Below are 24,091 nucleotides of genomic sequence, written 5' to 3'. Positions count from 1 at the left end.
GGGGTAACCGGCGGGTCGGCAGGCACTGGTGCCGCCGGTTGCGGGTGGGTTCGGCCGGTCGGTGCGCCGGCCTCCAGCCGGGACACGATATAGCGCACCACCGCACCCGGGTTACGCCGGTTGGTGTTGACCCGGATCGTGGCCAGCCTCCGATAGAGCGGCACCCGCTGCGACATCAGCTCACGGAACTTCTCGGCCCGACCGGGACCGGCGAGCAGGGGCCGTACCGTGCTGCCGCTGGTGCGCCGCACGCCTTCGGCGGCGCTGATCTCCAGGAATACCACCGGGTGTCCGGCCAGCGCTTCGCGCACCCCGGGGGTGGTGATGGCTCCGCCACCGAGCGACAACACTCCGTCATGCCCGGCCAGCGCCTCCCGAATCACCTCTTCTTCGATGCGGCGGAATTCCGGTTCGCCATCGGTGGCAAAGATGTCAGCGATGGTGCGGCCGGTGCGGGCCTCGATGGCGGCATCGGTGTCGAGCATCTCAACGTCGAGGGCCTTGGCCAGGCGCCGTCCTATCGTGGACTTGCCTGCCCCGGGCAACCCCACCAGAACCGCTCTGGGCGCCATCGCCTACCCCGAGGCCCGTTCCTGGTCGGCCGCCGGCACGCGGTCAGCCACCGACCGTCGGTAGGCCTCGATGTTGCGCCGGGTTTCGGCCAGCGAGTCGCCGCCGAACTTGGCCAGCGCGGCGCGGGCCAGCACCAACGCCACCATGGCTTCAGCCACCACGCCGGCGGCCGGTACCGCACACACATCGGAGCGCTGATGGATCGCGACCGCTTCCTCGCCGGTGGCCATGTCGACGGTGGCCAGCGCCCGCGGCACCGTGGAGATCGGCTTCATCGCCGCACGCACCCGCAGCGGCAGACCGTTGGTCATGCCACCCTCGAGCCCGCCGGCCCGGTTGGTGGAGCGCACCACACCGTCGGGTCCGGGGTACATCTCGTCGTGGGCTGCGCTGCCGCGCCGGCGGGCGGTGGTGAAACCGTCGCCGATCTCGACACCCTTGATCGCCTGGATGCCCATGATCGCGGCAGCCAACTGGCTGTCGAGCCGGTCATCACCGCTGATGAAGGAGCCCAAGCCGATAGGCAGGCCCGACACCACCACCTCGACCACACCACCGAGGGTGTCGCCGTCGGCCTTGGCCGCCTCGATCTCGGCGATCATGGATTCCTGGGCGCCGGCGTCGAAGGCACGCACCGGGCTGGCATCGATAGCGGCCAGGTCGGCCGGTTGCGGCACCGGACCGTCGTAGGGGTCGGAGGCGCCGATCGAGATCACGTGGGAGATCACCTGAACGCCCAGGGCCTGGTCCAGGAACGCCCGCGCAATGGTCCCCGCGGTCACGCGGGCGGCCGTCTCTCGTGCGCTGGCACGTTCGAGCACCGGGCGGGCGTCGTCGAAGCCGTACTTGAGCATGCCGGCGAAGTCTGCGTGGCCGGGCCGTGGCCGGGTCAGCGGCGCATTACGGGCGCCGCCCTCGCTGTCCAGCACGGCCGGATCGACCGGATCGGTCGACATCACCGTCTCCCACTTGGGCCATTCGGTGTTGCCGATCTCGACGGCGATGGGGCCGCCCAGGGTGATACCGTGCCGCACCCCCGAGAGCACCGTGACCGCGTCGGCCTCGAACTTCATCCGGGCCCCGCGGCCATAGCCGAGGCGCCGACGGGCGAGTTGATCGGCGATGTCAGCCGAGGTGACGGTCACTCCGGCGACCATGCCCTCGACCATGGCCACCAATGCGCGACCGTGCGATTCCCCGGCGGTTATCCAACGCAACACGTGTCCCATCTTCCCATGCCGGTCAGGCCCGCCCGGGCTTGGAGGAGTTTACGGTTGCATACGCAGGCTGCTTCGCGCAGCGACAACCGGGATTCGATCCGGCTCGCTGACCCGTTAGCCGGGTTCAGGAACCGTTTTTGAGGATCAGATAGGTGACTGCGTCGGGGCCGTTGCTCGGCGAGGTCACCGCGTTGAGCTGGCTACCGACATTGCCGACCACCCCGTCGAGGATCTGCTCGAAGTCCTCCGGGGAGGTCTCCGGGTCGATCAGCACTAACGGCGATTCACCCGGCGGGACGGCGGAACTCGGGTCCAGCAGATAGCCGCCGAAAGAGTCCGCGTTGGCGGCCGAGGTCTGCGCGAACAGGTCCAGCCACTGCACGGTGGCGTCGTTTCCTTCTGCGCTGGACAGCTGAATCGCCGGAACCTGCACGTCAGGCAAGGACGGCGATACCATGTTGCTGGCAAGCACGATGCCCCCACCGACGACAACCGCAGCAGCTGCCACGCCTGCAATTGCAACTCGCTTCACGGTCACCCCCTCTGGCTACGCACCGGTCAGCAGCAGTTCAATGCGGTCGATATTACCTAATAGTGGGCTGAGCGGCAAACGTTTTCTGACAAGGTCACACTCGACGTTAATTTGGGTTCCCTGAGCTTCACACCCGGGAAGGACGTGGGCACCCGCCTGTTCAACACATACCCAGGCCCGCCGCGAGCGCGCTGGCCAGGCACATCGACGGTCCGTGCGGCACCGTCCGCCCGCGCCCCGCCGCCGCGACGAACAACCCCCACAGCCCAGTCAGCAGCGGAGCGGCCAGCGCGGCCAGCAGCCACAGGTCGGCGCCGAAGGAACCGGTCAGCGCTCCGAGCGCGACCGCCAGCTTGACGTCGCCGGCACCCAATCCGGCCGGGGCCACCAAGTGAACTACCAGATAGACCCCGGTGAGAGCCGCCGCGCCGGCCAGCGCCGCGGGTCCTCGACCGACCGCGGCAGCCACCGCCGGCACCAACACGGCCGCGGGCAGTGTCAACCAATTCGGCAACCGGCGCTGCCGGATGTCGTAGCCGCTCAGCAGCACCAGCCATGCCAACACGGAACCCGCCGCCACCGCTTGCAACCCCGCCATGGCGCCATGTTCAGGCGAGGTCGGCGACCGCGCAAGTCATCTCGGCGCGGGGCGCGGGCCTACCGGTGAACAGCTCGACCTGAGTGAACGCCTGATGCAGCAGCATCTGCAGGCCGCTGATCACGGTGCCACCGGCGGCGCTCACCGCCGTTGCCAGCGGCGTCGGCCACGGGTCGTAGATGGCGTCCAACAGCACAGGCACGCCGGCCAGGACCGGCGCATATCGTGCGGCGACGTCCGCCGGAAGTGTGCTGACCAGCACCGCGGCGTCGGCGGCCGCCGCGGCCAGGCCGGGGTCATCGAGCGCGCAGAAGCGAGCCGGCACACCGACTTCGGTGGCCAACGCCACCACTCGCGCAGCATTGTCGGCGTTGCGCGCGGCCACCGTGATGTGGCCGGCGCCCAGTTCAGCCAGCGCCACCACCGCGGCCGGGGCGGTCCCGCCGGAGCCCAGTACGATCGCTGCCCCCGACACCGAACCGAGCGCCCCGCTCACCCCGTCGACATCGGTGTTGTCGGCCAGCCACCCGGTCGCGGTACGTACCAGCGTGTTCGCCGACCCGATCCGCTCGGCGCGCCGGGTGCGTTCGTCGGCGAAAGCCAGGGCGGCGAACTTGCCCGGCATGGTGACCGAGACGCCGACCCATTCCGGCCCGAACCCGGCGACCAACCCCGGCAACTCCGCGGCGCCGCACTCAATGCGCTCATAGGTCCAGCCCGCCAGACCGAGCGCCCGGTAGGCCGCCAGATGCAACTGCGGTGAGCGCGAGTGGGCGATCGGCGAACCCAGCACCGCGGCCCGGCGCGGTCCAGGTTCAGCGGGAACTGTCGAGGACACCGTTGTCCAGCGCCATCTCGATGTTGTTCAGGTGCTGCTGGTAGTTGTGGGTGAACAGCGTGGTGCCGTCCTTGTCGATCGTCACGAAGTACAGCCAGTCGCCCGGTTCTGGATGCTCGGCGGCGTGCAAAGCGTCCCTTCCCGGTGAGCAGATCGGGGTGGCCGGCAGACCATCAGAGGCGTAGGTGTTCCAGGGCGTCACCTTGGCCCGGTCGGCGTCGGTGGTGGCCACCTCCTGGCGGTCCAGCGGATAGTTGACCGTCGAGTCGAACTCCAGCCGCTGCGGCTCGCCCAGCCGGTTGTCGATCACCCGGGCTACCTTGGCGAAGTCGTGCGGTAGAGCTTCGCGTTGCACCAGCGACGCCACCACCAGCATGTCGTAGGCAGTCATGCCCAGCTGCTCGGCGGTGCCGGGCAGGCCGGACTTATCGAGCTCTGCACTGCTCTGGCCGATCAGCTTCGACAGCACGGTGGGTGCCGGCGCGGTTGGGTCGACGTTCCAGGTGCCCGCCGTGATCAGTCCCTCGATCCGGCGGTGGTCGCGCCCCATCTTGCTGACCGGCCCGAGGGCCCAGTCCGGTACGGACAGTGCCTGCGGCGTCTCGATCTCCGCCGCCCGACGCAGATCCTGGGCTTTAAGACAGGTGCGATCGCCATTGAGATCCAGGCAGCTAGCCTCAGCGATCAGGGTGAACACCCCCGGAGTCACCCGGTCGGTCTTCATATCCGTGGTGTCGTCGAGTTGGCGGCCCTCCGGAATCACCAGCTTGCCCACCCGACTCCCCGGGTCGGTGAGCTGCTGCACCGCGGTGGCGGCCGGTATCTGCGCCCGCAACCGGTAGAAGCCGGGCTGGATCGCCGCGATGGCGGAGTTGCCCTGCGCGGCGGACAGGAACGTTCCGACGTTGGCGATCACCCCCGCTTCCAGCATGGTTTCGGCGATCGCGGTGGTGAAGTCACCTTCATGCACCTCGATCAGCACCTGCTGGCCACCGTCACCGGTGAAGTCGACGACGGGACCGCTGGCGTGCCAATACTTCGACCCCAGGAAGACCCCGGCGATCGCGACCAGCACGAGGAGCGCGACACCGAGGCTCCGGGCCACCCGCCGGTGTCGGTTGTGCTGGCGCTGTCGCCGGTTCTCCCGGGCCCGCTGGGTCCGGCTCATCCGGCGCCGCGGCGGCCCGACAGCCACCGGTTTGGCCTTCTTCCCGGATCCATCGTCAGACATCGTTGTCCTCCGTCGGCGCAGCCGGGGCCGGCGCGGCCAGGGCCCGGCGCTGGTCGAGCCAGCTCTGCAGGATCGTCACGGCGGCAGCCTGGTCGATCACCGAACGCTGACGCTTGGAGCGCACCCCGGTCGCTGCACGCGGCCGCGCCGCGCTGACGGTGCTCAGGCGCTCGTCGGCTCGCCCCGGTTCGGATCGCCGCGAGCGCGGCATCGATCCCGCCGGCATCCTTACCGGACCCCTGCGCCAGATCGGCTTTGCCGCCACCACGGCCGGATACCGCCGCCGCCAGGTCTTTGACCAGATCGTCGGCACGCAACCCGAGCTCTTGCGCGGCGGCGTTGGCGGCCACCACGTAAGGCACACTGTCCGCACCGTCAGCGATCAGCGCCACCACTGCGGGCTCCTCGCCCAGCTTGCCGCGGATGTCGCCGACCAGCGAACGCAGGTCGCCGCCGCCGATTCCGCCCGACATACGCTGCGCCACCAGGCGCACGTTACCGATTTGTTCGGCCCCGGCTGCGGCATTCGACGCAGCCGCTCGTGCACTCGCCAGCCGGGCGCGGTCCAGTTCCTTCTCGGCGGCCTTGAGTCGCTCGACCAGGTTTGCCACCCGGGCCGGAACTTCCTCCGAGGGGACCTTCAACGACGAGGCCAACCCGGCCATGAGCGCCCGCTCCTTGGCCAGATGCCGGAAGGAGTCCAGCCCGACGTAGGCCTCGACTCGCCGCACCCCCGAGCCGACCGACGATTCGCCCAGGATGGTGACCGGACCGATCTGCGCCGAGTTATGCACGTGGGTGCCGCCGCACAGTTCCAGCGAGAATGGCCCGCCGATCTCGACGACGCGCACCTTCTCGGGGTACTTCTCGCCGAACATCGCCATGGCGCCCATGGCTTTGGCCTTCTCCAGTTCTTCGGTGAAGGTGTGCACCTCGAAGTCGGCCTGTACCGCCTCGTTGGTGACTTCCTCAACTTGGCGGCGTTGCTCATCGCTGAGCGCGCCCTGCCAGTTGAAGTCGAATCGCAGATAGCCGGGCCGATTCAGCGAGCCGGCCTGAACGGCGCCCGGCCCCAACACTTGCCGCAGCGCGGCGTGCACCATGTGAGTGCCCGAGTGGCCCTGGGTGGCACCCTTGCGCCAGCCCTGGTCCACCGCTGCGGTGACCGTGTCACCCTCGACGAATTCGCCGGACTCGACGGTGACCCGGTGCACGAACAGGGTTTGGGCGATCTTCTGCACGTCGGTAACCGTGGCTTTGGAAGGGCCAGTGGTCCCCGATATCGTGCCGGCATCGGCGATCTGCCCACCGGCCTCGGCGTAGAGCGGGGTGCGGTCCAGCACCAGCTCGATGTTGTCGGCGACGACATCCTCGTGCGACACCACCGGCACGCGCCTGCCGTCCACGAAAATGCCCAGGATGCGAGCCTCCGTGGTGAGCTCGTCAAACCCGGTGAACTCGGTGGGACCGGTGTCGATCAGCTCGCGGTAGGCGCTCAAGTCGGCGTGCGCGTGCTTGCGCGTGGCGGCGTCGGCCTTGGCGCGCTGCCGCTGCTCGGCCATCAACGCGCGGAACCCGGCCTCATCGACCTGCAGGCCGGCCTCCGAGGCCATCTCCAAGGTGAGCTCGATCGGGAAACCGTAAGTGTCGTGCAGGGCGAAGGCGTCGCTGCCGGACAGCACGGTGACCCCCGCGGACCGGGTGGCTGCCGCGGCGTCCTCGAACAGCTTGGAGCCCGATGTCAGGGTGCGGTTGAAGGCGGTCTCCTCGGCAACCGCGATCCGGTTGATCCGGTCAAAGTCGGTCACCAGCTCCGGATAGGACGGACCCATCGCGTCGCGCACGGTTGCCATCAGTTCGCCCACGATCGGGCCCTCGATGCCCAACAGCTTGGCCGATCGGATCACCCGCCGCAGCAGTCGGCGCAGCACGTAGCCGCGGCCATCGTTGCCGGGGCTCACGCCGTCGCCGATCAGGATGGCCGCGGTGCGGGAGTGGTCGGCGATGATTCGGTACCGCACGTCGTCGGCATGATTGCCGGTGTCATAACCACGCGGCGCACGGGTGGCGACCAGATCGATGACCGGGCGAACCAGATCGGTCTCGTAGACGTTGTTCACGCCTTGGAGCAGGAAAGCGACCCGCTCGACCCCCATCCCGGTGTCGATGTTCTGGCGTGGCAGCGGGCCGAGGATCTCGAAGTCCTCCTTGGAGGTTCCTTCGCCCCGCTCGTTCTGCATGAACACGAGGTTCCAGATCTCGATATAGCGGTCTTCGTTGGCGACCGGGCCGCCGTCGACGCCGAACTCGGGTCCGCGGTCGTAGTAGATCTCTGAGGACGGGCCGCAGGGCCCGGGGATGCCCATCGACCAGTAGTTGTCGGCCATCCCGCGCCGCTGGATGCGCTCGAGCGGCAATCCGGCGATCTCCTGCCACAACGCGATGGCCTCGTCGTCGTCGAGATAGACGGTGGCCCAAAGCTTTTCGGGGTCCAACCCATATCCGCCGTCTTGGACGCTGTTGGTCAGCAGTGTCCAGGCCAGCTCGATAGCGCCGCGCTTGAAGTAGTCGCCGAACGAGAAGTTGCCGGCCATCTGGAAGAAGGTGTTGTGCCGGGTGGTAATGCCCACCTCGTCGATGTCCGGAGTACGGATGCACTTCTGGACACTGGTGGCGGTGGCATACGGCGGGGTCCGCTGACCCAGGAAGAACGGCACGAACTGCACCATGCCGGCGTTGATGAACAACAGGTTGGGGTCATCAAGGATCACCGAAGCGCTCGGCACTTCGGTGTGGCCCGCTTTCACGAAGTGATCGAGGAAGCGTTTCCTGATCTCGTGTGTCTGCACTATCTATCGCTTCCCGCCGTCTCGCCCGTTTAGACGGCACTACAGTACCGGGCCGCCGAACGCGTTCCCTGCAGGCAAGGATCCTCAGGTGGCGCCGGTCTCGATGATCGCCACCCCCGCCGTCGCGTGTGGCACGAAGACGTTGCACAGCCTGTCACCGGCGCCGGCGCAGAACGACCTCACCAGCTCGGTGAGGTCGACGGTTCGACGCCGGGCGGTGTCGATGTCAAGTACTTCGGTGTTCATCACTGCCCAGCCTACGGGTTGGGTTTCCCCCGGCGAGCAGACGTGAAAACCCCCATTTGGGGCCTCTGAAAGGGGCTTTCGCGTCTGCTCGCCGGAGCACTCAGACCCCGTTGATCAGCGCCTCCCGCGCCAGGCTGTGCTGCGCCATCTTCACCTCGGCCGGCCGACGCTGCGCGTTTGCTGGCAATATCCGCCCCTGCCGCTGAAAACTGTTGTCGCCACCAAGCCCCATTGCTAGCCTCGCCTGGCATTTTCCTTAATTGACACCGTGCCGTAGCTGATGAATGGGGGGCCTCGAAATGCCGGAGATACGCTCTTGCTGCACCGCCACGGGAATCGCGCTACTCGGCGCCGGCCTTATCACCCCGATCGCGGCGCCACCGCATGCCCTGCCGATGCTGACTGCTCGGGACATCACGCTGACCGCCCAGGACATCGTCCTCGACATCGTCCGGCACGCCGAAGACATGGCCCCGGCCAACTCGCGAATCCCGTTCTCTCCGGAATTCCCCGGGGCGGGGATCAGCGACCTGGGCAAGCAGCAGGCGATCGACACCGCCAACCAGATCTACGCCGAGGTCGGCGGGCCGCACCACGTCGCCGGCCTGTTCTCCGGACCGGACACCGACGCCCAGGACACCGCGGCGCAATTCGCCACGCTGCAGGGCATGGACCCGCAGATCCTCAACGGGCTAGTCGAGGTCGACGGCGGTATCTTCGCCAACCAGCCGGTGCTCAGCCTCGGCGGCGTCTACTACGACGTGGCCGTGGTGCTGTGGATGTTGGGCCTGGTCAACGCATTTCAGATTCCGGGCGCCAACGAGTACAACGGGGTGGTCGTCAACGACAACTACACCGCGTCCGTCGATGCGATGTACAACGCGGCGCTGGCCAATCCGGTGGTCAGCAACGACGGCAACATCACCGACGTGGCCTACAGCAGCGAGGCGTCGATGATGATCTGGACCATGCTCAACGTCAAGAATCCCGACCCGATGGCGCTGGTCAACACGGTGATCGCGTCGCTGAGCAACGGCGGGACGCCCGCGCTGGTACCCAACGCCGGACTGATCCAGGTCGAGGGCAACCCCACCGACGGCTGGACGCTGCTCAGCTGGGCCGGCCAGGCCGTCCCGGAGAACCCCGGCGCACTGGGTGACCTCTTCCTGATCTGGCGCGACTTGGTGCTGCCTCCGCAGGTGGCATTCGATCACGTCCTGGATGCCCTGGCGTCCGGTGATTCGGCGGCGCTCACCACGGCATTCCAGGACGGGGTGACCAGCATCTCCGCGGCGCTGGATGCGGTGCCCGACACGGTGAGCAACCTGTTCGCCGACCTCGCCGCCGGCACCTGGTGATCTAGCGACGGCGGATGATCGCCCGCAGCCGCGCCAGCCGCCCGCCGATCTCGCGCTCAGCACCCCGGCCGGTGGGCTGATAGTAGTCCACACCCACCAGATCGTCGGGTGGATATTGTTGCGGCACAACACCATCCGGATGATCGTGGGCGTACCGGTAACCGACCGCATTGCCCAGGGACTGCGCTCCCGCATAGTGCCCGTCGCGCAGGTGCGCCGGAACCGCCCCGGCCTTGCCGGCCCGGATGTCGGCCATGGCCGCGCCCAGCGCGGTGGTCACCGCGTTGGACTTCGGGGCGGTTGCCAGGTGCACGGTGGCGTGCGCCAGGGTCAGTTGCGCCTCGGGCATGCCGATCAGCGCGACGGTCTGTGCCGCGGCCACCGCCGTCTGCAGCGCGGTCGGATCGCCCATCCCGATGTCCTCACTGGCCAGGATCATCAGCCGGCGCGCGATGAACCGCGGGTCCTCCCCCGCGACCAGCATGCGGGCCAGGTAGTGCAACGCGGCGTCGACGTCCGAGCCCCGCACCGACTTGATGAACGCGCTGATGACGTCATAGTGCTGATCGCCGTCGCGGTCGTAGCGCACCGCCGCCTGATCCAGGGATCCTTCGACGGTCTCGACGGTCACCCGCTGGCCCGCCTCAGCCGCCACTTCCAGTGCGGTCAAGGCCCGGCGGGCGTCGCCGGCGGCCAGCCGAACCAGCAGGTCGACGGCATCGGGCGCCACCTCGATACGTCCACCCAGGCCGCGTTCGTCGTCGATGGCGCGGCGCACCACCGTGGCGATGTCGTCTGGCCCCAGCGGCCGCAGCTGCAGGATCAGCGACCGGCTCAGCAGCGGGGCGACCACCGAGAACGACGGGTTCTCGGTGGTGGCGGCCACCAGCAGCACCACCCGGTTCTCCACCGCGGCCAGCAGCGCGTCCTGCTGGGTCTTGGAGAACCGGTGCACCTCATCGATGAACAACACGGTCTGCTCGCCGTAGGCGGCCGCGCGGCGGGCGGTGTCGATCACCGCGCGCACCTCTTTGACCCCGGCACTCAGCGCCGAGAGTGCCTCGAATCGTCGGCCGGTCGCCCCGGAGATCAGCGAGGCCAGGGTGGTCTTTCCGGTGCCGGGCGGTCCGTAGAGGATGACCGAGGCCGCCCCGGAGCCGTCGACCAGCCGGCGCAGCGGGGAGCCCTGGCCCAGCAGGTGATCCTGGCCGACCACCTCGTCGAGGGAGGCCGGCCGCATCCGCACCGCCAGCGGTGTGGAGGTGGCAGCGCCCGGCTCAGGCTGGGACGCCGGTGCGCCGGTCAGGTCGAACAGTCCGTCGGACACGCCTCCAGGCTAAGCCAGTGTCGCAGCGTCGGCGCCGCAGTCCCCTTTCCGGCAGACCTCGCGCCGAACGTGTACTCAGGACGAGTTGAGCGGTGATTTTTCGGGCTGGTTACACGCTGGGCGCAATGGGGGCGCTGCCTCAGCGGTGCACGATCACCCCGCGGATGTTCTTGCCGTCGCGCAGATCCTGATAGCCCTCATTGACCTGCTCCAGGGTGTAGCGCCGGGTGACCAGCTCGTCGAGTTTGAGCTGGCCGGCGTCGTAGAGGCGCAGGAGGCGCACGATGTCGTACTGCGGGTTCGCCCCACCGAACAGCGTGCCCTTGATGGTCTTGCCGAACAGCGCCAACATGGTGCCCGACACCTGCACGTCGAGGTCCTCCAAGCGGGCCATCGCCGCGACGACCACGGTGCCGCCCTTGCCGACCGTGTTGATCGCCGCGGTCGTGACGGCCAACCCCAGGTCGCCGACGGTGATCAGCGCCTGGTCGGCCATCTGCCCCCAGGTGAGCTCGGCGACCTTCTCCATCGCCTCCTCGGCGGTGGCGAACGCGTGGGTGGCACCGAGTTTCAGGGCGGTCTCGCGTTTGAACTCCACCGGGTCGACGGCCACCACGTACTTGGCGCCGGCGTGCGCGGCCCCTTGCACGGCGTTGATCCCGACCCCGCCGATGCCGTAGACCACCACGGTGTCCCCGGCGCGCACCCCGCCGTCGTAGTTGGCCGTCGCCCAGCCGGTGGGCACCCCGCAGCCGGCCAGCACCGCGGTCTCCAACGGCAGCCAGTCGTCGACCTTGACCACCGAGTGCTGCGAGACCGTGGCCCGTTCCGCGAAGGTGCCGAGCATGCAGAAGCCGCCGTAATCGGTTCCACCGGAGTGGAATCGGAACGTGCCGTCGGGCATGCAGCCCTCCAGGATGGTGGCGCCCATGTCGCACAGGTTCTGCCGGCCGGTCGAGCAGTACCGGCAGCTGCCGCAGCTGGGGATGAAGCAGCACACCACGTGATCGCCGGGCTTGACCTTGGTGACCCCGGGGCCGACGTCCTCGATGATCCCGGAGCCCTCGTGCCCGCCGACGATCGGGAACCGGTTCGGCCAGTCGCCGTCGGCTACGTGCAGATCCGAATGGCACAGCCCGGCGGCGGTGAATTTGATCAGCACCTCACCCGGGCCGGGACCGTCGAGATCGAGCTCCATGATCTCGAAGGGCTGGTTAGGCGCATGTGCCACGGCGGCAATTGTTTTCATGCCTGCCATCCAACCGGCTCAGGCGGCCCCGGTGGCCCGATTCAGCCGAATCAGCCGGCGGGTTGGGTTACGAAGTCGATCAACTCCTCGACCCGGCCGATCAGCTCCGGTTCCAGGTCGGTCCAGTCCCGCACCCGGCCCCGGATGCGCTGCCAGGCGGCGGCGATATCGGCTTGAGCCGCGTGCGGCCAGCCCAGCGCGGCGCAGATCCCGTGCTTCCACTCCACGTTGCGCGGAATCGTGGGCCACGCCTGCAGTCCGAGCCGCCCCGGCTTCACCGCCTGCCAGATGTCGACATAGGGGTGCCCGACGATCAGGGTGTGCGCACCGCCTGGGCCGCGGCGGACCGCCTCGGCGATGCGGGTCTCCTTGGAGCCGTCGACCAGGTGGTCGACCAGCACCCCAAGTCGGCGGCCCGGACCGGGCTGGAATTCGGCGACGATGCCGGCCAGGTCATCGATGCCGCCGAGGTATTCCACCACCACACCTTCGATGCGCAGGTCTTCACCCCAGACCTGCTCGACGAGTTCGGCGTCGTGGCGGCCCTCCACGTAGATCCGACTGGCCAGCGCGACCTTGGCGCGTGCGCCGCGGACCGCCACCGAACCCGATGCCGTCCGGTCGGGCGCCGTGGGTGCGGTCGGGCGGGGCTCGGTCAAGATCACCGGTTTGCCGTCGATCAGGTAGCCGGGGCCGACGGGGAATCCGCGAGTGCCGCCGTGCCGGTCTTCGAGGTCCATCCGACCGTAGGCGACCCGCACGACGGCCCCGACGTAGCCGCTTTCGGCGTCTTCGACCACCATGCCGCGTTCCACCGGCACCTCCACCGAGCGGACCCTGCGGGCGGCGTGCGGGTTGTCGGCGAGAATGTCGGTTCCATAGCGGTCGGCCACCCGAGGCAGCCTAGGCGCGCCCGGTCATGCCGCCGGGGAACCAGGCGCGCGATTCTGGAGATTTTTTTTCGGCCCGGCCGTCGCGGCGGGGCCCGAGTGTGAACAACTACTCAGACGCCACTCTAGTCCCAATTGTCACTTCAGTAACATTAGTCACTCAAAATTCTCTTAATTTATAAGAGATCTCTCGCAACATACGTAACAATCACAACTTAGTTAACTCAAACACCTTTAGTTTACTTTTGCCTCAACCAATAACAACAAACCCATTTGCATCTTTAGCTGACCAAAATGTGCAATTTCATCATTTATCGCGTTATGCTCTAAAACCTCACTGATAGACACCTATCACGGAGGTTGTGATATGTACCGGAACACGACACGGCGTGTCGTGCAGTTCGGACGGCGCCAGCTCACGTGGGCGACGTCCGGGCTGATCACCGGGGGGATTGTGGGCACGCTGCTGTCTTCGGCGGGGGTGGCGCACGCGGACAACATGGCACTGGGCTGGGACGCGGTCGCCCAATGCGAATCCGGCGGCAACTGGGCCGCCGACACCGGCAATGGTTTTTACGGCGGTCTGCAGTTCAAACCATCGACCTGGCGTGCATTCGGCGGAGTGGGGTCACCGGCGCAGGCATCTCGGGAGGAACAGATCGCCGTCGCCACGCGGGTCCTCGACGAGCAGGGCCCGTATGCCTGGCCGAAATGCGGCCCAGGTCGGGTATTCCCGTCGTCGGTGAAAGGCTGGGTGCCGCCGGCGATGCGCCAGCTGCTCAAACCGTTCTGGTGAGTCCCGCTACTTCGGCGACAGCACCGCCTGGGTTTGGGTGACCCGCGCGACCAGCTTGTCACGCTCGTCGGTCAGGTCGGTCTGCACGACGATGGTGGTGCGTCCGACGTGCAGCGGCACACTGGTCGCCGTCACGCTGCCTTCCCGCACTGCGCGGAAGAAATTGGTCTTCGACTCGATGGTCGACGTGCTGGCGCCCTGGGGCAGGTTAGCCACCGCGCACACCGCGCCGACGGTGTCGGCGAACGCCATCAACGCTCCCCCGTGCAGCATGCCGCCGGTGGTGCAGCGCTCCGGCGCCCATACCATGGTCGCGCGCACCTCTTGCGGTGACAGTTCAGCGATCTCAATCTGCAACGCCGCCGCGAACGGCATGTTGGCGATCACCAGTCGGGCGAACTCAGCCGAATCCATGCCCGTCAGCCTTGCCGATCACCTTGCAGCTGTCTAGCGCCTACTTCAGCGCTGCTGGGGCACCGCGTCGATACCGGCTTCTTTGCGCTGCGCCGCGGTGATCGGTGCCGGGGCGTCGGTCAGCGGATCGATGCCGCCGCCGGACTTCGGGAACGCGATGACCTCGCGGATGGAGTCGACGCCGGCCAGCAACGCCACCACCCGGTCCCAGCCGAACGCCAGCCCGCCGTGCGGCGGTGCACCGAAACTGAATGCGTCCAGCAGGAATCCGAACTTCTCGTTCGCCGATGCCTCGTCGATCCCCATGACCTTGAAGACCTGCTGCTGGACATCGCGGCGGTGGATACGGATCGAGCCGCCGCCGATCTCGTTGCCGTTGCACACCACGTCATAGGCGTCCGCGAGCACCGAGCCCGGGTCGGTCTCCAGGCTGCCGGCGTGCTCCGGCTTGGGCGAGGTGAAGGCGTGGTGCACCGCGGTCCAGGCCCCCGAGCCGACGGCCACGTCGCCAGCGGCGGTGGCGTCGTCGGCGGGCTCGAACAGCGGCGGGTCAACCACCCAGGTGAACGCCCAGGCGTTCGGGTCGATCAGGTCCAGGCGCCGGGCGATCTCACCACGAGCCGCCCCCAACAGCGCCCGGGATCCCTTGGCCGGCCCGGCCACAAAGAAGATGCAGTCCCCCGGCGCGGCACCGACATGCCCGGCCAGCCCGGCACGCTCGGCGTCGGTCAGGTTCTTGGCCACCGGTCCGGACAGCTCCCCGTCCTCGCCGACCAGCACGTACGCCAGGCCCTTGGCTCCGCGCTGCTTGGCCCATTCCTGCCAGCCGTCCAGCGTGCGGCGCGGCTGAGACGCCCCGCCGGGCATGACGACCGCGCCCACGTAGGGAGCCTGGAAGACCCGGAAGGTGGTGTCGGAGAAAAACTCCGTGCACTCGACCAGTTCCAGACCGAATCGCAGGTCGGGCTTGTCCGAACCGAACCGGCGCATCGCGTCGGCGTAGGTCATCCGGGGCAGCGGCAGCGGCAGGTCGTAGCCGATCAGGGCCCACAGCGCCTTGAGCACCTGTTCGGCGATGCCGATCACGTCCTCGGCGTCGACGAAGCTCATCTCCAGGTCCAGCTGGGTGAACTCCGGCTGGCGGTCGGCGCGGAAGTCCTCGTCGCGGTAGCAACGGGCGATCTGGTAATAGCGCTCCATGCCGGCCACCATCAGCAGCTGCTTGAACAGCTGCGGGCTCTGCGGCAGCGCGTAGAACGAACCGGGCTGCAGCCGTGCCGGAACCAGGAAGTCGCGGGCGCCCTCCGGGGTCGAGCGGGTCAGCGTGGGCGTTTCGATCTCGACGAATTTTTGCTCGGCCAGCACCGAACGGGCTGCGGCGTTGGCCTGCGAACGAAGTCGCAGCGCGGCGCCGGGCCCGTCTTCGCGACGCAGGTCCAGGTAGCGGTGCTTGAGCCGAGCTTCCTCGCCGGCGGATTCGTCGAGCTGAAACGGCAAAGCCGCAGATTCGTTGAGAACCGTCAGCCTCGTAGCGTTGATCTCGATGGCCCCGGTGGGCAGATCGGGATTCTCATTGCCCTCCGGGCGAACCTCGATGACACCGGTGACTGCCACGCAGAACTCGGCCCGCAGACGGTGCGCCTGCTCCAGGACAGTGGCGTCACGGAACACCACCTGCGCCACCCCGGAAGCGTCACGCAGGTCAATGAAGATGACCCCGCCGTGATCACGTCGGCGCGCCACCCAACCGGCAAGCGTGACGCTGCGCCCGGCGTCGATGGCCCGTAGTGAGCCGGCGTCGTGGCTGCGCAGCACAAATACCCCCTTGGTGACAGATGGTTCGGTAACGGTTTGACGGTCGCCAAGTCTAGAGCCCTCTCGTGACACTGCTCCGCGCCGGTCGGTGCTTTAAGCTGGCTCACTGTGACTAACGGCACCGACGATCTCGACTTTGACTATGACGACGAGGACGAAGACGAGGACGAGGACTACGACGAAGTCGCTGCCCCGAAACAGAACAAGAGCCTCAAATGGGGATTGGCCGCGGTAGTCGTGCTGGCCGTGGTCGCGCTGGTGTTGGTCGCGGTAGTGCTGCTAGGCGGCGACCCCGGCAAAAGTTCGCTGGCCGGCTCGGCCTCCAGCCGCAGCGCGGCGGCCTCGGGTATCGCCAGCGCCGACGACACCGACCCAGTCTCAATCATCATCAATGACCCCAGCTGTACCGCATGGATATCGATCAGCAGCAACCTGTCCAGCACGCTGTCGATGCTGGGACAGGGCAAGTGGAATGAGCGCGACCAGTCGATTCCGGCTTCGGCGTGGAATGACGAGCAGAAGAAGCAGTACCTGGCCGCCGGCCAGGTGGTGCGCAATGCTGCCGCCCAGACCGTCGGTTTGGTGAAGCTGACCCCGCACCGGGTGATGCGCGAACTCTACGAGCAGTTCATCGCTTACGCCCGGACCTTCGTCGAGCACATTCCCACCTACACCGAGCGGGACGCTCCGCTGGCCGGCACCGCACACAGCGCCGCCTCGGCGCTGGCCGCGATCTGTGCCGCAGCGAACAACGGATCGGCAGCGACCCGCGCGCCGATGATCGAGGCGCAGTCCGCCCCCACCAAGACCGCCTCACCCGGCAACCCGGCCAACCCGCAGCGCTATCTGACCGGGTCTAATCCGGTGTGCGCGGATTGGAAGGCCACGCTGGACAAGTTCGGTGTCGATGCCGCCGAATGGCACGGCATCGATCCCAGCATCCCTGGGACGTATTGGAACCCGCAGCAGAAGGCAGTGAACCTGGCAGTTGGCCCGATCATGATCAGCCTGGCCAACAAGATGCAGCAGCTGGGCCGCCGCAGCAACAACCCCACCCTGCAGGACTTCGCGGAGCTGTCCGCCCAGTACCGGCGGGCGTTTGTGTTGGCACTGCCGACCTATGACCCGACCGACAACTATCTGGCCAATGCCGCGACGTTCCTGTCCACCACGGTGCTAGGTGCATGCTCGTCGGCAGCCATCACAGGCTGACCACAGCACGCTGGACAAGCTGGGGCGGCATCCTCTCCCCCGGAACGCAAGAGACCGGCGCAGCCTGCGGGCTGCGCCGGTCTCTTGATCGAGATTGGCTTGGGTCAGGCCCAGCTGGAGCCGACGGACGCGTCGGTGTTGGCCATGTTGTTGCCGGCCGACTGCACCTTCTGACCGTGACTGTTGGCCTGCTCGTAGATCACCGCGAAGTTGCGACCCAACTGCGACACAAACTCCTGGCACGCCACCGAACCCGCACCACCCCAGAAATCACCGGCAGCCAACACATCGTGCACGATCGCCTGGTGCTCAGCCTCCAACGAAGCAGCCTGAGCACGAATCAACGCACCGTGCGCATCCACATCACCGAACTGGTAATTAATCGACATCTGCGAATCTCCTCCTAGCTCGACAGGATCTGCTGGGAAGCAGCTTCCTGCTGCTCGTAGTGGTTAGCGTCGCGAATCAGACCATCCCGCACCCCATGCAACATGTTCACAATGTTGCGAAACGCGGTCTGCATCTGACCCATGGTGTCCATCGAGGTCCGCTCCGCCAGACCACCCCAACCCGCACCGGAAATGTTCGTCGACGACGCCCACATCCGACGAGCCTCGTCCTCCACCGTCTGCGCATGCACATCAAAACGGCCCGCCATCGAACGCATCGCGTCCGGATCAGTCATAAAACGTGTTGCCATGATTTTCTCCCTCGTGCTCTTCAATTCGTTGTGGTAGCCGGGCGCCGGCCCGGCGGACACGTGTGTGTTCAGGCCCCTTCCGCTACCCGCCGGCCGGCGAACGGGGCATAACTTTGGGGGCCTTGGCGGCCACCGCGCCCATTCCACGTCCGGCCATCGCGCCCATCATGGCGTGGCCGAACGGACCACCGGGCAGCCCGGAGGCCGCCGACATGGTCTGGATCGGGGCGCTGACCGTGGTGGCAGGCAGTACCGGGGCGGCGCGGACCATACCGTCGGCGGCCGACGCCCAAGCTCCCGGCACCTTCAGCGCGCCCATCGAAGCGGCTTGGCCGAGCTTGGCGGAGATCGCGTTGGTGGCCGAGCTGAAGTGGCCGGCCAGCACGCCGACCGCACCTTGCAGCTTGTCGTTGACGAAGTCGCCGATCTGGGTCATCAGCGTGCCGGCGCCGCTCGCGCCGGCGGTCTGCCCGGCCAGCGCTCCCGCCGTCCCGCCCATCGCGCCCATCCGGGCGAGCTGCGGCAGCATCATCAGGAAACGCACCCCCATCATGCCGACGGAGGAAGCCCCGGTCACCGGCGAGAGCGCTGCGCTCAGCTGGGACATCGGAGTGGCGAGCAAGGTGTCCATACTGGCTGGTAACACGCTCGTGTCCAACCCAAGAGAGGTGAGATACCCGCCGACCGTGGTGAAGTTGTAGCCGGGGTTGGGGGTGACACCGGTGCCGGGTAACGGGCCCCCGCCGGTGGCGTCGGCCGATCCCGGTGTGGGGGTCTGCGCGGCGTTTGCGGTCTGCGGCGGGTTCGACACCTGCTGCAACGCGTTGTTGTTGGCCTCCGCAGACCCGCTGTAGGTGTCCATGGCGGCGCCGTCGGTCGCCCACATCGTTTCGTACTGGGCCTCGGTCGCAGCGATCGCCGTGGAGTTCTGTCCGAAGAAGTTGGTGGAGACCAGTGCTAGCAGCATCGCGCGGTTGGCCGCGATCACCGGGGGCGGCACCGATGCGGCCCGCGCCGCCTCGAACAGGGCGGCCGCCTGGGTGGCCAGCGCAGCGTTGTTGGCGGCGGTGGCCGAGGCCTGCTCCAGCCAGGCCACATACGGCGCGGTCGAGGCCGTGGCGGCAGCCGAGCCGGCCCCCGTCCAGGTCGAGTCCAGGTTCGCGATCACCGAGTGCGTCGCTGTCGCCGACGTCATCAACTCGCTCGACAGCTGAGTCCAGGCTGCCGCGGCTTCCAGAAGTGGACCGGAACCGGGGCCGGTATAGATAAGCCCGGAGTTGATCTCGGGCGGAAAGATACTGAAACTCATCTATGCGCCCCGGTTCAGCCAGCAGTCGCGGCGTTGACAGCCTCGGTGTAAGCGTAGGCGCTCGCGTTGCTCCCCAAGGTGGCCACGATCTGCTGGTGCACCGCCGCGGCCTGCGCACTGACTTCCTGGAACAGGGACCCGTGGGCCGAGAACTGGGCAGCAGTCAGCGCCGACACCAGGTCGGCGGCGGGCGCGGCTACACCCGTGGTGGGAGCAGCAGCGGCGGTGACCCCCGCGGTCATCGAGTCGCCGATTCCGGAAAGGCTTCCGGCGGCCGCTGTCAGAATCTCTGGCTGAGCGGTTACGAACGACATTGTTCCTCCTGGGGGGTCGTGCAAGCGTCTCGGGGAAGTGTTGGGTATACGAAGTCTGCGTCAATACTTGACGTAGGTCACTCTAGCGGACAGTTGTAATAACGGTCTGATAAAGCTGGGGCGGTCGGGGCGAACGACAACTTGTGGCCGGCGCACCACGGGGCGCTGGAAGCACGAGTTGAAACGTTCACCGAGCCGACGGCCTCTCTTGACTCTGGGGGCAGGTAGCTGCAGCGGCCGTCGCTGGAGGCATCCCATTGCGGCCGGATGCAGAACGTAACACCGACGCGAACTCGTGGTACAGCGCCGGGACAAACATTCAGTAAAGCTTTGGGATCTGGTCAGACAAAGCTGTCTTCACTTAGCCAAGACGTGGGATTCGACGCGTTCAACCGCACTAAACCGGGCTTGGAGGCCGGTGCCGATATGCGAAGCTAAGGTGCCCCAATCGGTCGGCGGGCCACTATCAAACTACGGACAACTCCACGGAGCGTGCGATGACCTTCAACGAGGGTATGCAGATCGATACCAGCACCACCTCCTCTGGCGGCGGCGGCCGTGGGATCGCGATCGGAGGCGGCGTTGCCGGGCTGGTGATCCTGGTGGTGGCGCTGCTGCTGGGAGCCGATCCCGGCGATGTGCTCAGCCAGCAGCCGGTGGACCAGGGCCAGTACACGGCGCCGGGGTTCGATCTCGACAAGTGCCGCACCGGCCAGGACGCCAATAAGTACGTGCAGTGCCGGGTGGTCGCCACGGCCAACTCGGTGGACGCGGTGTGGTCGGACTTGCTGCGCGGCTATACGCGTCCGCGCGTGCAGCTGTTCAGCGGACAGACGTCCACGGCCTGTGGGGTGGCCAGCAGCGCGGTCGGACCGTTCTACTGCCCCGCAGACCAGACCGCCTACTTCGACACCGACTTCTTCAAGGTGCTCGTCGACCGGTTCGGCTCCAGCAGCGGGCCGCTGGCACAGGAGTACGTGGTCGCCCACGAGTTCGGCCACCACGTGCAGAACCTGCTGGGCGTGCTCGGCCGGGCCCAAACCGGCGCGCAGGGTGCGACCGGGGCCGGGGTCCGCACCGAGTTGCAGGCCGACTGCTACGCCGGCGTGTGGGCGCACTACGCGTCGGTGACCAAGCAGGAGGGCACCGGGGTGCCGTTCCTGAAGCCACTCACCGATGCCGACATCCGCGATGCATTGTCGGCGGCGTCGTCGGTGGGTGATGACCGCATCCAGGAGGCCGCGACTGGCCGGGTCAACCCGGAATCGTGGACCCACGGTGCGTCAGCGCAGCGTCAGCACTGGTTCACCGTCGGCTATCAGACCGGCGACCCCAACCAGTGCGACACCTTCGCCGCCTCGAATCTGGGCTAGCCCGTAACCAGCGCACGCAGCTGCGCGCGTCCGGCCTCGTCGAGCGGTAACAGCGGCCGACGCGGTTCCCCGGCCGGCACCCCGAGCATCTCCAGGCCGGCCTTGACCGTGGTGGGTAGCCCGCCGGCCACGATGAACTCCAGCAGCGGCTTGAGGTCGTCATAGCACGCCTGGGCCTTGTCCAGTTCACCGGCGGTGACCGCGGTGTAGAGATCCAGGCAGGGCTGCGCACGCAGGTTGGGGGCCGCGGTGCACCAGCCGGCCGCGCCGGCGCGTAGCGCGTCGAGCACCAGCGGATTGCTGCCGTTGAAGAACGGCAGGCGCCCGTCGGACAGCGTGGCGATCCGCCGCATCCGGCTCAGATCGCCGGTGGACTCCTTGACCATGGTCACGTGCTCGATGCGCTCGAACATGGCCACCAGCAACTCCGGGCTCATGTCGATCCCGGACGTCGCCGGATTGTTGTAGGCCACGATGTCAATGTCGATGGCATCGGAGATGGCCCCATAGTGCGCCGTGATCTCGCGTTCAGACAGTTTCCAGTACGACACCGGCGAGACCATCACCGCATCCGCGCCGGCCTGCGCGGCATAGCGAGCGCGGCGCACCGTGGTGGCTGTGGTCAGATCCGAGACCCCGACCAGCACCGGCAGGCGCCCGGCGACCGCGGCGATCGAGGCGTCGACGCAGGTGTCGAATTCGTCTTCGTCGAGGTAGGCGAGTTCACCGGTGCTGCCCAGCGGGGCGATGGCGTGCACGCCGGCCTCGACGAGCCGGTCAATGACGGTGGTCAGGACCGCGGTGTCGATTCCGCCGTCACGGAACGGCGTCACAGGGTAGCCGATGACGCCAGATAACTGTGCTGCCACGAGGGACTCCTTGCTGATCGGGTGATCCCGCTACTGATTGATCACAGTGGGGTGGCCGGCCAGCGCGCGGCGGGCGTAGTAGGCGAAGTTGGCCTGGCTGCGGTTGGGCAGCAAGGTCCAGTCGTGGGCTTCTCGGGCCAGCTTCTCCGGGAGTTCCTTGATGGTCCCGGCGGCCATCGCAGCCAGCTGCAGCGCGGCGGCACGCTCGATCAGCACCGCCAGCGAGCAGGCCTCCTCCACGCTGGCACCGGCCACGATCTGGCCGTGATGCGCTAGCAGGATCGCCTTCTTGTCGCCGAGAGCCGCGGAGATGATCTCGCCCTCCTCGTTTCCGACCGGAACCCCCGGCCACAGCGGCAGGAAGGCGCAGTCGTCGTAGAGCGGTGTGGTGTCCATGTGCGAGACGATCAGCGGGGTCTCCAGCATGGACAGTGCGGCGACGTGAAACGGGTGGGTGTGCACGATGCACTGGACATCGGGGCGGGCCCGGTAGATCCAGCTGTGGAATCGGTTGGCGGGGTTGGCCATCCCCTCGCCCTCGATCACGTTGAGGTCTTTGTCGACCAGCAGCAGATTGGCGTCGGTGATCTCGTCGAACCCGAGACCGAGCCGCTGGGTGTAGTAGGTGCCCGGCGCTTCGGCGCGGGCGGTGATCTGTCCGGCCAGGCCGGAGTCATGACCGCGGTCGAACAACGCCCGGCAGGTCAACGCCAATTTCTGGCGCGTGGACCACTGGCTTCCGGTGAAGTTCTCCGCCAAGCGGTGCTCCGCGCGTTGCATCAGGTCGGATTTGGAATCGTCGAACGTGGCGCCCATGGCAGCTCCTCGGTGACGGGAAGTCGATGACACGACCCTAGCCGATAGGACACCTTGTGTCATCCGCTATGCCATTATGGATGCATGACGGAATTGCTGCGCGCCGTCCGCAAGCAGCGAGGACTTACCCTCGAAGGCCTCGCCGAGCGGACCGGGCTGACCAAGAGCTACCTGTCCAAGATCGAACGCAGTCGCAGCACGCCGTCCATCGCGGTGGCCATCAAGGTGGCGCAGGCCCTGGACGTCGATGTGGCCCAACTGTTCTCCGAGCGCGGCACCGAGGACAAGATCGCCGTGGACCGGGCCGCGGACCGCAGCGGGGATCGGCAGCGCTACCGAGCGATGGCCGCGAACATGCTGGGAAAGACGATGTCCCCTTTTGTGGTTCGTCCGACCGGGAGTACCAATCGCGACGGTCATCCGCCGCACCCGGTTCATCAGGGCCAGGAGTTCCTTTTCGTGCACACCGGGACCGTCGAGTTGGAGTACGGCGATGCGACGTTGACGCTGAGCGCCGGTGACAGCGCCTACTTCGATGCCTCGATCAGCCATCGCCTCCGCCCGGTGGGCTCCCAACCTGCCGAGGTCCTCGTCGTCGCAGCCGACGGTGGCGCGCAGTGAGCAGCGAGCTGCTGTTCTCCTACGGCACCCTGCAGCTACCGGAAGTGCAACGCAGCACGTTCGGGCGCGAACTCGACGGCCGGCCCGACGCGATCGTTGGCTATGACCTTGACTACGTGACGATCACCGATCCGCACGTGGTGGCTGTCAGTGGCAGCGACCGCCATCCGATCCTGCGTCCTTCCGACGCGCAGGACGCAGCTGTGCCTGGCACGGTGTTCGCGATCAGCACCGCCGAACTGGCGGCCGCTGACGAATACGAGGTCGACGCCTACCGGCGGATCTCGGTGCCGCTGCGCTCGGGTGCGCGAGCCTGGGTGTACGTGTTCGCCGACTGAGCCGGATCCGTCACCATGGCCGGGTAGCGCAGGACACGCCGCTGCCGCCCTGTTGCGTCACCACCACTTCGCCGTCGACCGCGATGTCGCAGTGGAATTCCGGGTTGGTCCGCAACCCCCCGCTGGCGGTGACCAGCGCCCACTGACTCGGATCGGCCAGCGTGGTGGTGTAGACCACCGGCTGTCCCCCACCGATGGGCACCCGGACCGTCTCGAGGTACTCCGAGGAGTTGGCGTTGTAAGCAGCCATGCTGGGCGGGTCGGTCTTGATGTAGGAAATGTTGCCGGTCAGATCACTGGTAGCGGTGATGGTGTAGGTGACCTCGTGGCCGCCGGTCGTGGTCTTCTTCGGGGCGTCGGCCGACGGCTCGGTCGCGTTCTCCGTCGGGGTGGGCGTCGGCGACGGCGCCGCGTTCTCGGTGGGAGATGCCGCCGGATTCTCGGTGGGCGATGCCGGGCTGGTCTCCGGGTCCGCAAGCGACGTCGCATGGCTGGCCGCCATTCCGGCGGCTGCCATCAGCAACACCGTCCCGAACTTGACCGTCACGTTCCGCAAGATCGTCATACCGCGCCACGCTACCGGAGGGCCGGCTCCGACGAGGT

General features: G+C 67.4%; 24 protein-coding genes and 3 pseudogenes. 6 read left to right on the top strand and 21 right to left on the bottom strand.

Going from position 1 to position 24,091, the window contains the following annotated elements:
* From BN4346_RS36260 to BN4346_RS47705, 9 genes and pseudogenes are all read right to left on the bottom strand, one after another.
* Positions 1–572: shikimate kinase (locus BN4346_RS36260; RefSeq protein ID WP_067972817.1), on the bottom strand; the 572-nt coding region annotated here is incomplete at its 3' end.
* A 3-nt stretch (positions 573–575) separates the two neighbouring features.
* Positions 576–1,802: a chorismate synthase gene (gene aroC / locus BN4346_RS36255; RefSeq protein ID WP_078058644.1), complete on the bottom strand. Its 1,227-nt coding sequence runs from the start codon at positions 1,800–1,802 to the stop codon at positions 576–578.
* A 115-nt stretch (positions 1,803–1,917) separates the two neighbouring features.
* Positions 1,918–2,301, bottom strand: coding sequence for a hypothetical protein (locus BN4346_RS36250; RefSeq protein ID WP_067972870.1), 384 nt, complete (start codon positions 2,299–2,301; stop codon positions 1,918–1,920).
* A gap of 184 nt (positions 2,302–2,485) precedes the next feature.
* Positions 2,486–2,923 (bottom strand): prepilin peptidase, encoded by a 438-nt coding sequence (locus BN4346_RS36245; RefSeq protein ID WP_067972811.1) that lies wholly within the window; start codon positions 2,921–2,923, stop codon positions 2,486–2,488.
* 10 nt (positions 2,924–2,933) lie between these two features.
* Positions 2,934–3,761 (bottom strand): shikimate dehydrogenase, encoded by an 828-nt coding sequence (locus BN4346_RS36240; RefSeq protein ID WP_067972808.1) that lies wholly within the window; start codon positions 3,759–3,761, stop codon positions 2,934–2,936.
* Positions 3,739–4,992, bottom strand: coding sequence for an endolytic transglycosylase MltG (locus BN4346_RS36235; RefSeq protein ID WP_067972867.1), 1,254 nt, complete (start codon positions 4,990–4,992; stop codon positions 3,739–3,741). The genes BN4346_RS36240 and BN4346_RS36235 overlap by 23 nt, the downstream gene beginning before the upstream one ends.
* A pseudogene (ruvX, locus tag BN4346_RS36230) lies at positions 4,985–5,170 on the bottom strand (Holliday junction resolvase RuvX); the annotation flags it as partial. The gene BN4346_RS36235 and the pseudogene ruvX, both read right to left, overlap by 8 nt.
* 7 nt (positions 5,171–5,177) lie before the next feature.
* A pseudogene (gene alaS, locus BN4346_RS36225) lies at positions 5,178–7,841 on the bottom strand (alanine--tRNA ligase); the annotation flags it as partial.
* Between the two features lie 90 nt (positions 7,842–7,931).
* Positions 7,932–8,087: pseudogene (locus BN4346_RS47705) on the bottom strand (secondary thiamine-phosphate synthase enzyme YjbQ); the annotation flags it as partial.
* Positions 8,088–8,386: 299 nt separating this feature from the next.
* Between BN4346_RS47705 and BN4346_RS36215 the strand changes: the two are divergent.
* Entirely contained in the window at positions 8,387–9,445 is a 1,059-nt protein-coding gene (locus tag BN4346_RS36215) for a histidine phosphatase family protein (protein WP_067972807.1), read from the top strand.
* Between the two features lies 1 nt (position 9,446).
* On the opposite strand, the gene BN4346_RS36210 is transcribed toward BN4346_RS36215, so the two are convergent.
* The 3 genes from BN4346_RS36210 to BN4346_RS36200 form a co-directional block, all read right to left on the bottom strand.
* Complete coding sequence (locus tag BN4346_RS36210) at positions 9,447–10,772, bottom strand: replication-associated recombination protein A (protein WP_067972804.1); 1,326 nt, start codon at positions 10,770–10,772, stop codon at positions 9,447–9,449.
* A gap of 139 nt (positions 10,773–10,911) precedes the next feature.
* Positions 10,912–12,021, bottom strand: a complete 1,110-nt coding sequence (locus tag BN4346_RS36205; protein WP_067972801.1) for an NDMA-dependent alcohol dehydrogenase — start codon at positions 12,019–12,021, stop codon at positions 10,912–10,914.
* Positions 12,022–12,071: 50 nt separating this feature from the next.
* Positions 12,072–12,914, bottom strand: coding sequence for a DUF3097 domain-containing protein (locus BN4346_RS36200; RefSeq protein WP_067972798.1), 843 nt, complete (start codon positions 12,912–12,914; stop codon positions 12,072–12,074).
* Between the two features lie 364 nt (positions 12,915–13,278).
* Here BN4346_RS36200 and BN4346_RS49740 point away from each other — a divergent pair, with 364 nt between their 5' ends.
* Positions 13,279–13,707 carry a transglycosylase family protein gene (locus tag BN4346_RS49740; RefSeq protein ID WP_208863240.1) on the top strand — a complete coding sequence of 143 codons (429 nt, stop codon included), beginning with the start codon at positions 13,279–13,281 and terminating at the stop codon, positions 13,705–13,707.
* Between the two features lie 6 nt (positions 13,708–13,713).
* Here BN4346_RS49740 and BN4346_RS36190 read toward each other — a convergent pair whose 3' ends face one another.
* Together BN4346_RS36190 and aspS are read right to left on the bottom strand one after the other, a co-directional pair.
* Entirely contained in the window at positions 13,714–14,121 is a 408-nt protein-coding gene (locus BN4346_RS36190) for a PaaI family thioesterase (RefSeq protein WP_067972795.1), read from the bottom strand.
* 45 nt (positions 14,122–14,166) lie between these two features.
* On the bottom strand, positions 14,167–15,936 hold the full coding sequence (gene aspS, locus BN4346_RS36185; protein ID WP_067972792.1) for an aspartate--tRNA ligase: 1,770 nt from the start codon (positions 15,934–15,936) through the stop codon (positions 14,167–14,169).
* Between the two features lie 108 nt (positions 15,937–16,044).
* On the opposite strand from aspS, the gene BN4346_RS36180 reads away from it, so the two are divergent.
* Positions 16,045–17,148 (top strand): hypothetical protein, encoded by a 1,104-nt coding sequence (locus BN4346_RS36180; RefSeq protein ID WP_067972789.1) that lies wholly within the window; start codon positions 16,045–16,047, stop codon positions 17,146–17,148.
* 104 nt (positions 17,149–17,252) lie between these two features.
* Here the strand turns inward: BN4346_RS36180 and BN4346_RS36175 are convergent, their stop codons facing one another.
* The 4 genes from BN4346_RS36175 to BN4346_RS36160 all read right to left on the bottom strand — a co-directional run bounded on the left by BN4346_RS36175 (position 17,253) and on the right by BN4346_RS36160 (position 19,471).
* Positions 17,253–17,537 carry a WXG100 family type VII secretion target gene (locus BN4346_RS36175; protein WP_067972786.1) on the bottom strand — a complete coding sequence of 95 codons (285 nt, stop codon included), beginning with the start codon at positions 17,535–17,537 and terminating at the stop codon, positions 17,253–17,255.
* Positions 17,538–17,551: 14 nt separating this feature from the next.
* Positions 17,552–17,848, bottom strand: a complete 297-nt coding sequence (locus BN4346_RS36170) for a WXG100 family type VII secretion target (RefSeq protein WP_047317297.1) — start codon at positions 17,846–17,848, stop codon at positions 17,552–17,554.
* An 82-nt stretch (positions 17,849–17,930) separates the two neighbouring features.
* Positions 17,931–19,157 carry a PPE family protein gene (locus BN4346_RS36165; RefSeq protein WP_067972782.1) on the bottom strand — a complete coding sequence of 409 codons (1,227 nt, stop codon included), beginning with the start codon at positions 19,155–19,157 and terminating at the stop codon, positions 17,931–17,933.
* Positions 19,158–19,171: 14 nt separating this feature from the next.
* On the bottom strand, positions 19,172–19,471 hold the full coding sequence (locus BN4346_RS36160; protein WP_067972779.1) for a PE family protein: 300 nt from the start codon (positions 19,469–19,471) through the stop codon (positions 19,172–19,174).
* A 497-nt stretch (positions 19,472–19,968) separates the two neighbouring features.
* On the opposite strand from BN4346_RS36160, the gene ypfJ reads away from it, so the two are divergent.
* Entirely contained in the window at positions 19,969–20,844 is an 876-nt protein-coding gene (gene ypfJ / locus BN4346_RS36155) for a KPN_02809 family neutral zinc metallopeptidase (RefSeq protein ID WP_067972776.1), read from the top strand.
* On the opposite strand, the gene BN4346_RS36150 is transcribed toward ypfJ, so the two are convergent.
* Both BN4346_RS36150 and BN4346_RS36145 read right to left on the bottom strand, forming a co-directional pair.
* Entirely contained in the window at positions 20,841–21,713 is an 873-nt protein-coding gene (locus BN4346_RS36150; RefSeq protein ID WP_067972772.1) for a dihydrodipicolinate synthase family protein, read from the bottom strand. The genes ypfJ and BN4346_RS36150 overlap by 4 nt on opposite strands.
* Before the next feature lie 30 nt (positions 21,714–21,743).
* Positions 21,744–22,529, bottom strand: coding sequence for an aldolase (locus BN4346_RS36145; RefSeq protein WP_067972769.1), 786 nt, complete (start codon positions 22,527–22,529; stop codon positions 21,744–21,746).
* Between the two features lie 84 nt (positions 22,530–22,613).
* On the opposite strand from BN4346_RS36145, the gene BN4346_RS36140 reads away from it, so the two are divergent.
* Both BN4346_RS36140 and BN4346_RS36135 read left to right on the top strand, forming a co-directional pair.
* A complete protein-coding gene (locus tag BN4346_RS36140) occupies positions 22,614–23,150 on the top strand; it encodes a helix-turn-helix domain-containing protein (RefSeq protein WP_067972765.1) in 537 nt (178 codons plus the stop codon).
* On the top strand, positions 23,147–23,488 hold the full coding sequence (locus tag BN4346_RS36135; protein WP_067972762.1) for a gamma-glutamylcyclotransferase family protein: 342 nt from the start codon (positions 23,147–23,149) through the stop codon (positions 23,486–23,488). Before BN4346_RS36140 ends, BN4346_RS36135 begins: the two co-directional genes overlap by 4 nt.
* A gap of 10 nt (positions 23,489–23,498) precedes the next feature.
* Here BN4346_RS36135 and BN4346_RS36130 read toward each other — a convergent pair whose 3' ends face one another.
* A complete protein-coding gene (locus tag BN4346_RS36130; protein ID WP_067972759.1) occupies positions 23,499–24,053 on the bottom strand; it encodes a hypothetical protein in 555 nt (184 codons plus the stop codon).
* Between the last annotated feature and the right edge of the window lie 38 nt (positions 24,054–24,091).

The sequence above is a fragment of the Mycolicibacter icosiumassiliensis genome, from assembly GCF_900078685.2.
In the GTDB taxonomy this organism is placed as follows: domain Bacteria; phylum Actinomycetota; class Actinomycetes; order Mycobacteriales; family Mycobacteriaceae; genus Mycobacterium; species Mycobacterium icosiumassiliensis.
This window is presented reverse-complemented; position numbering and strand designations above follow the sequence as displayed.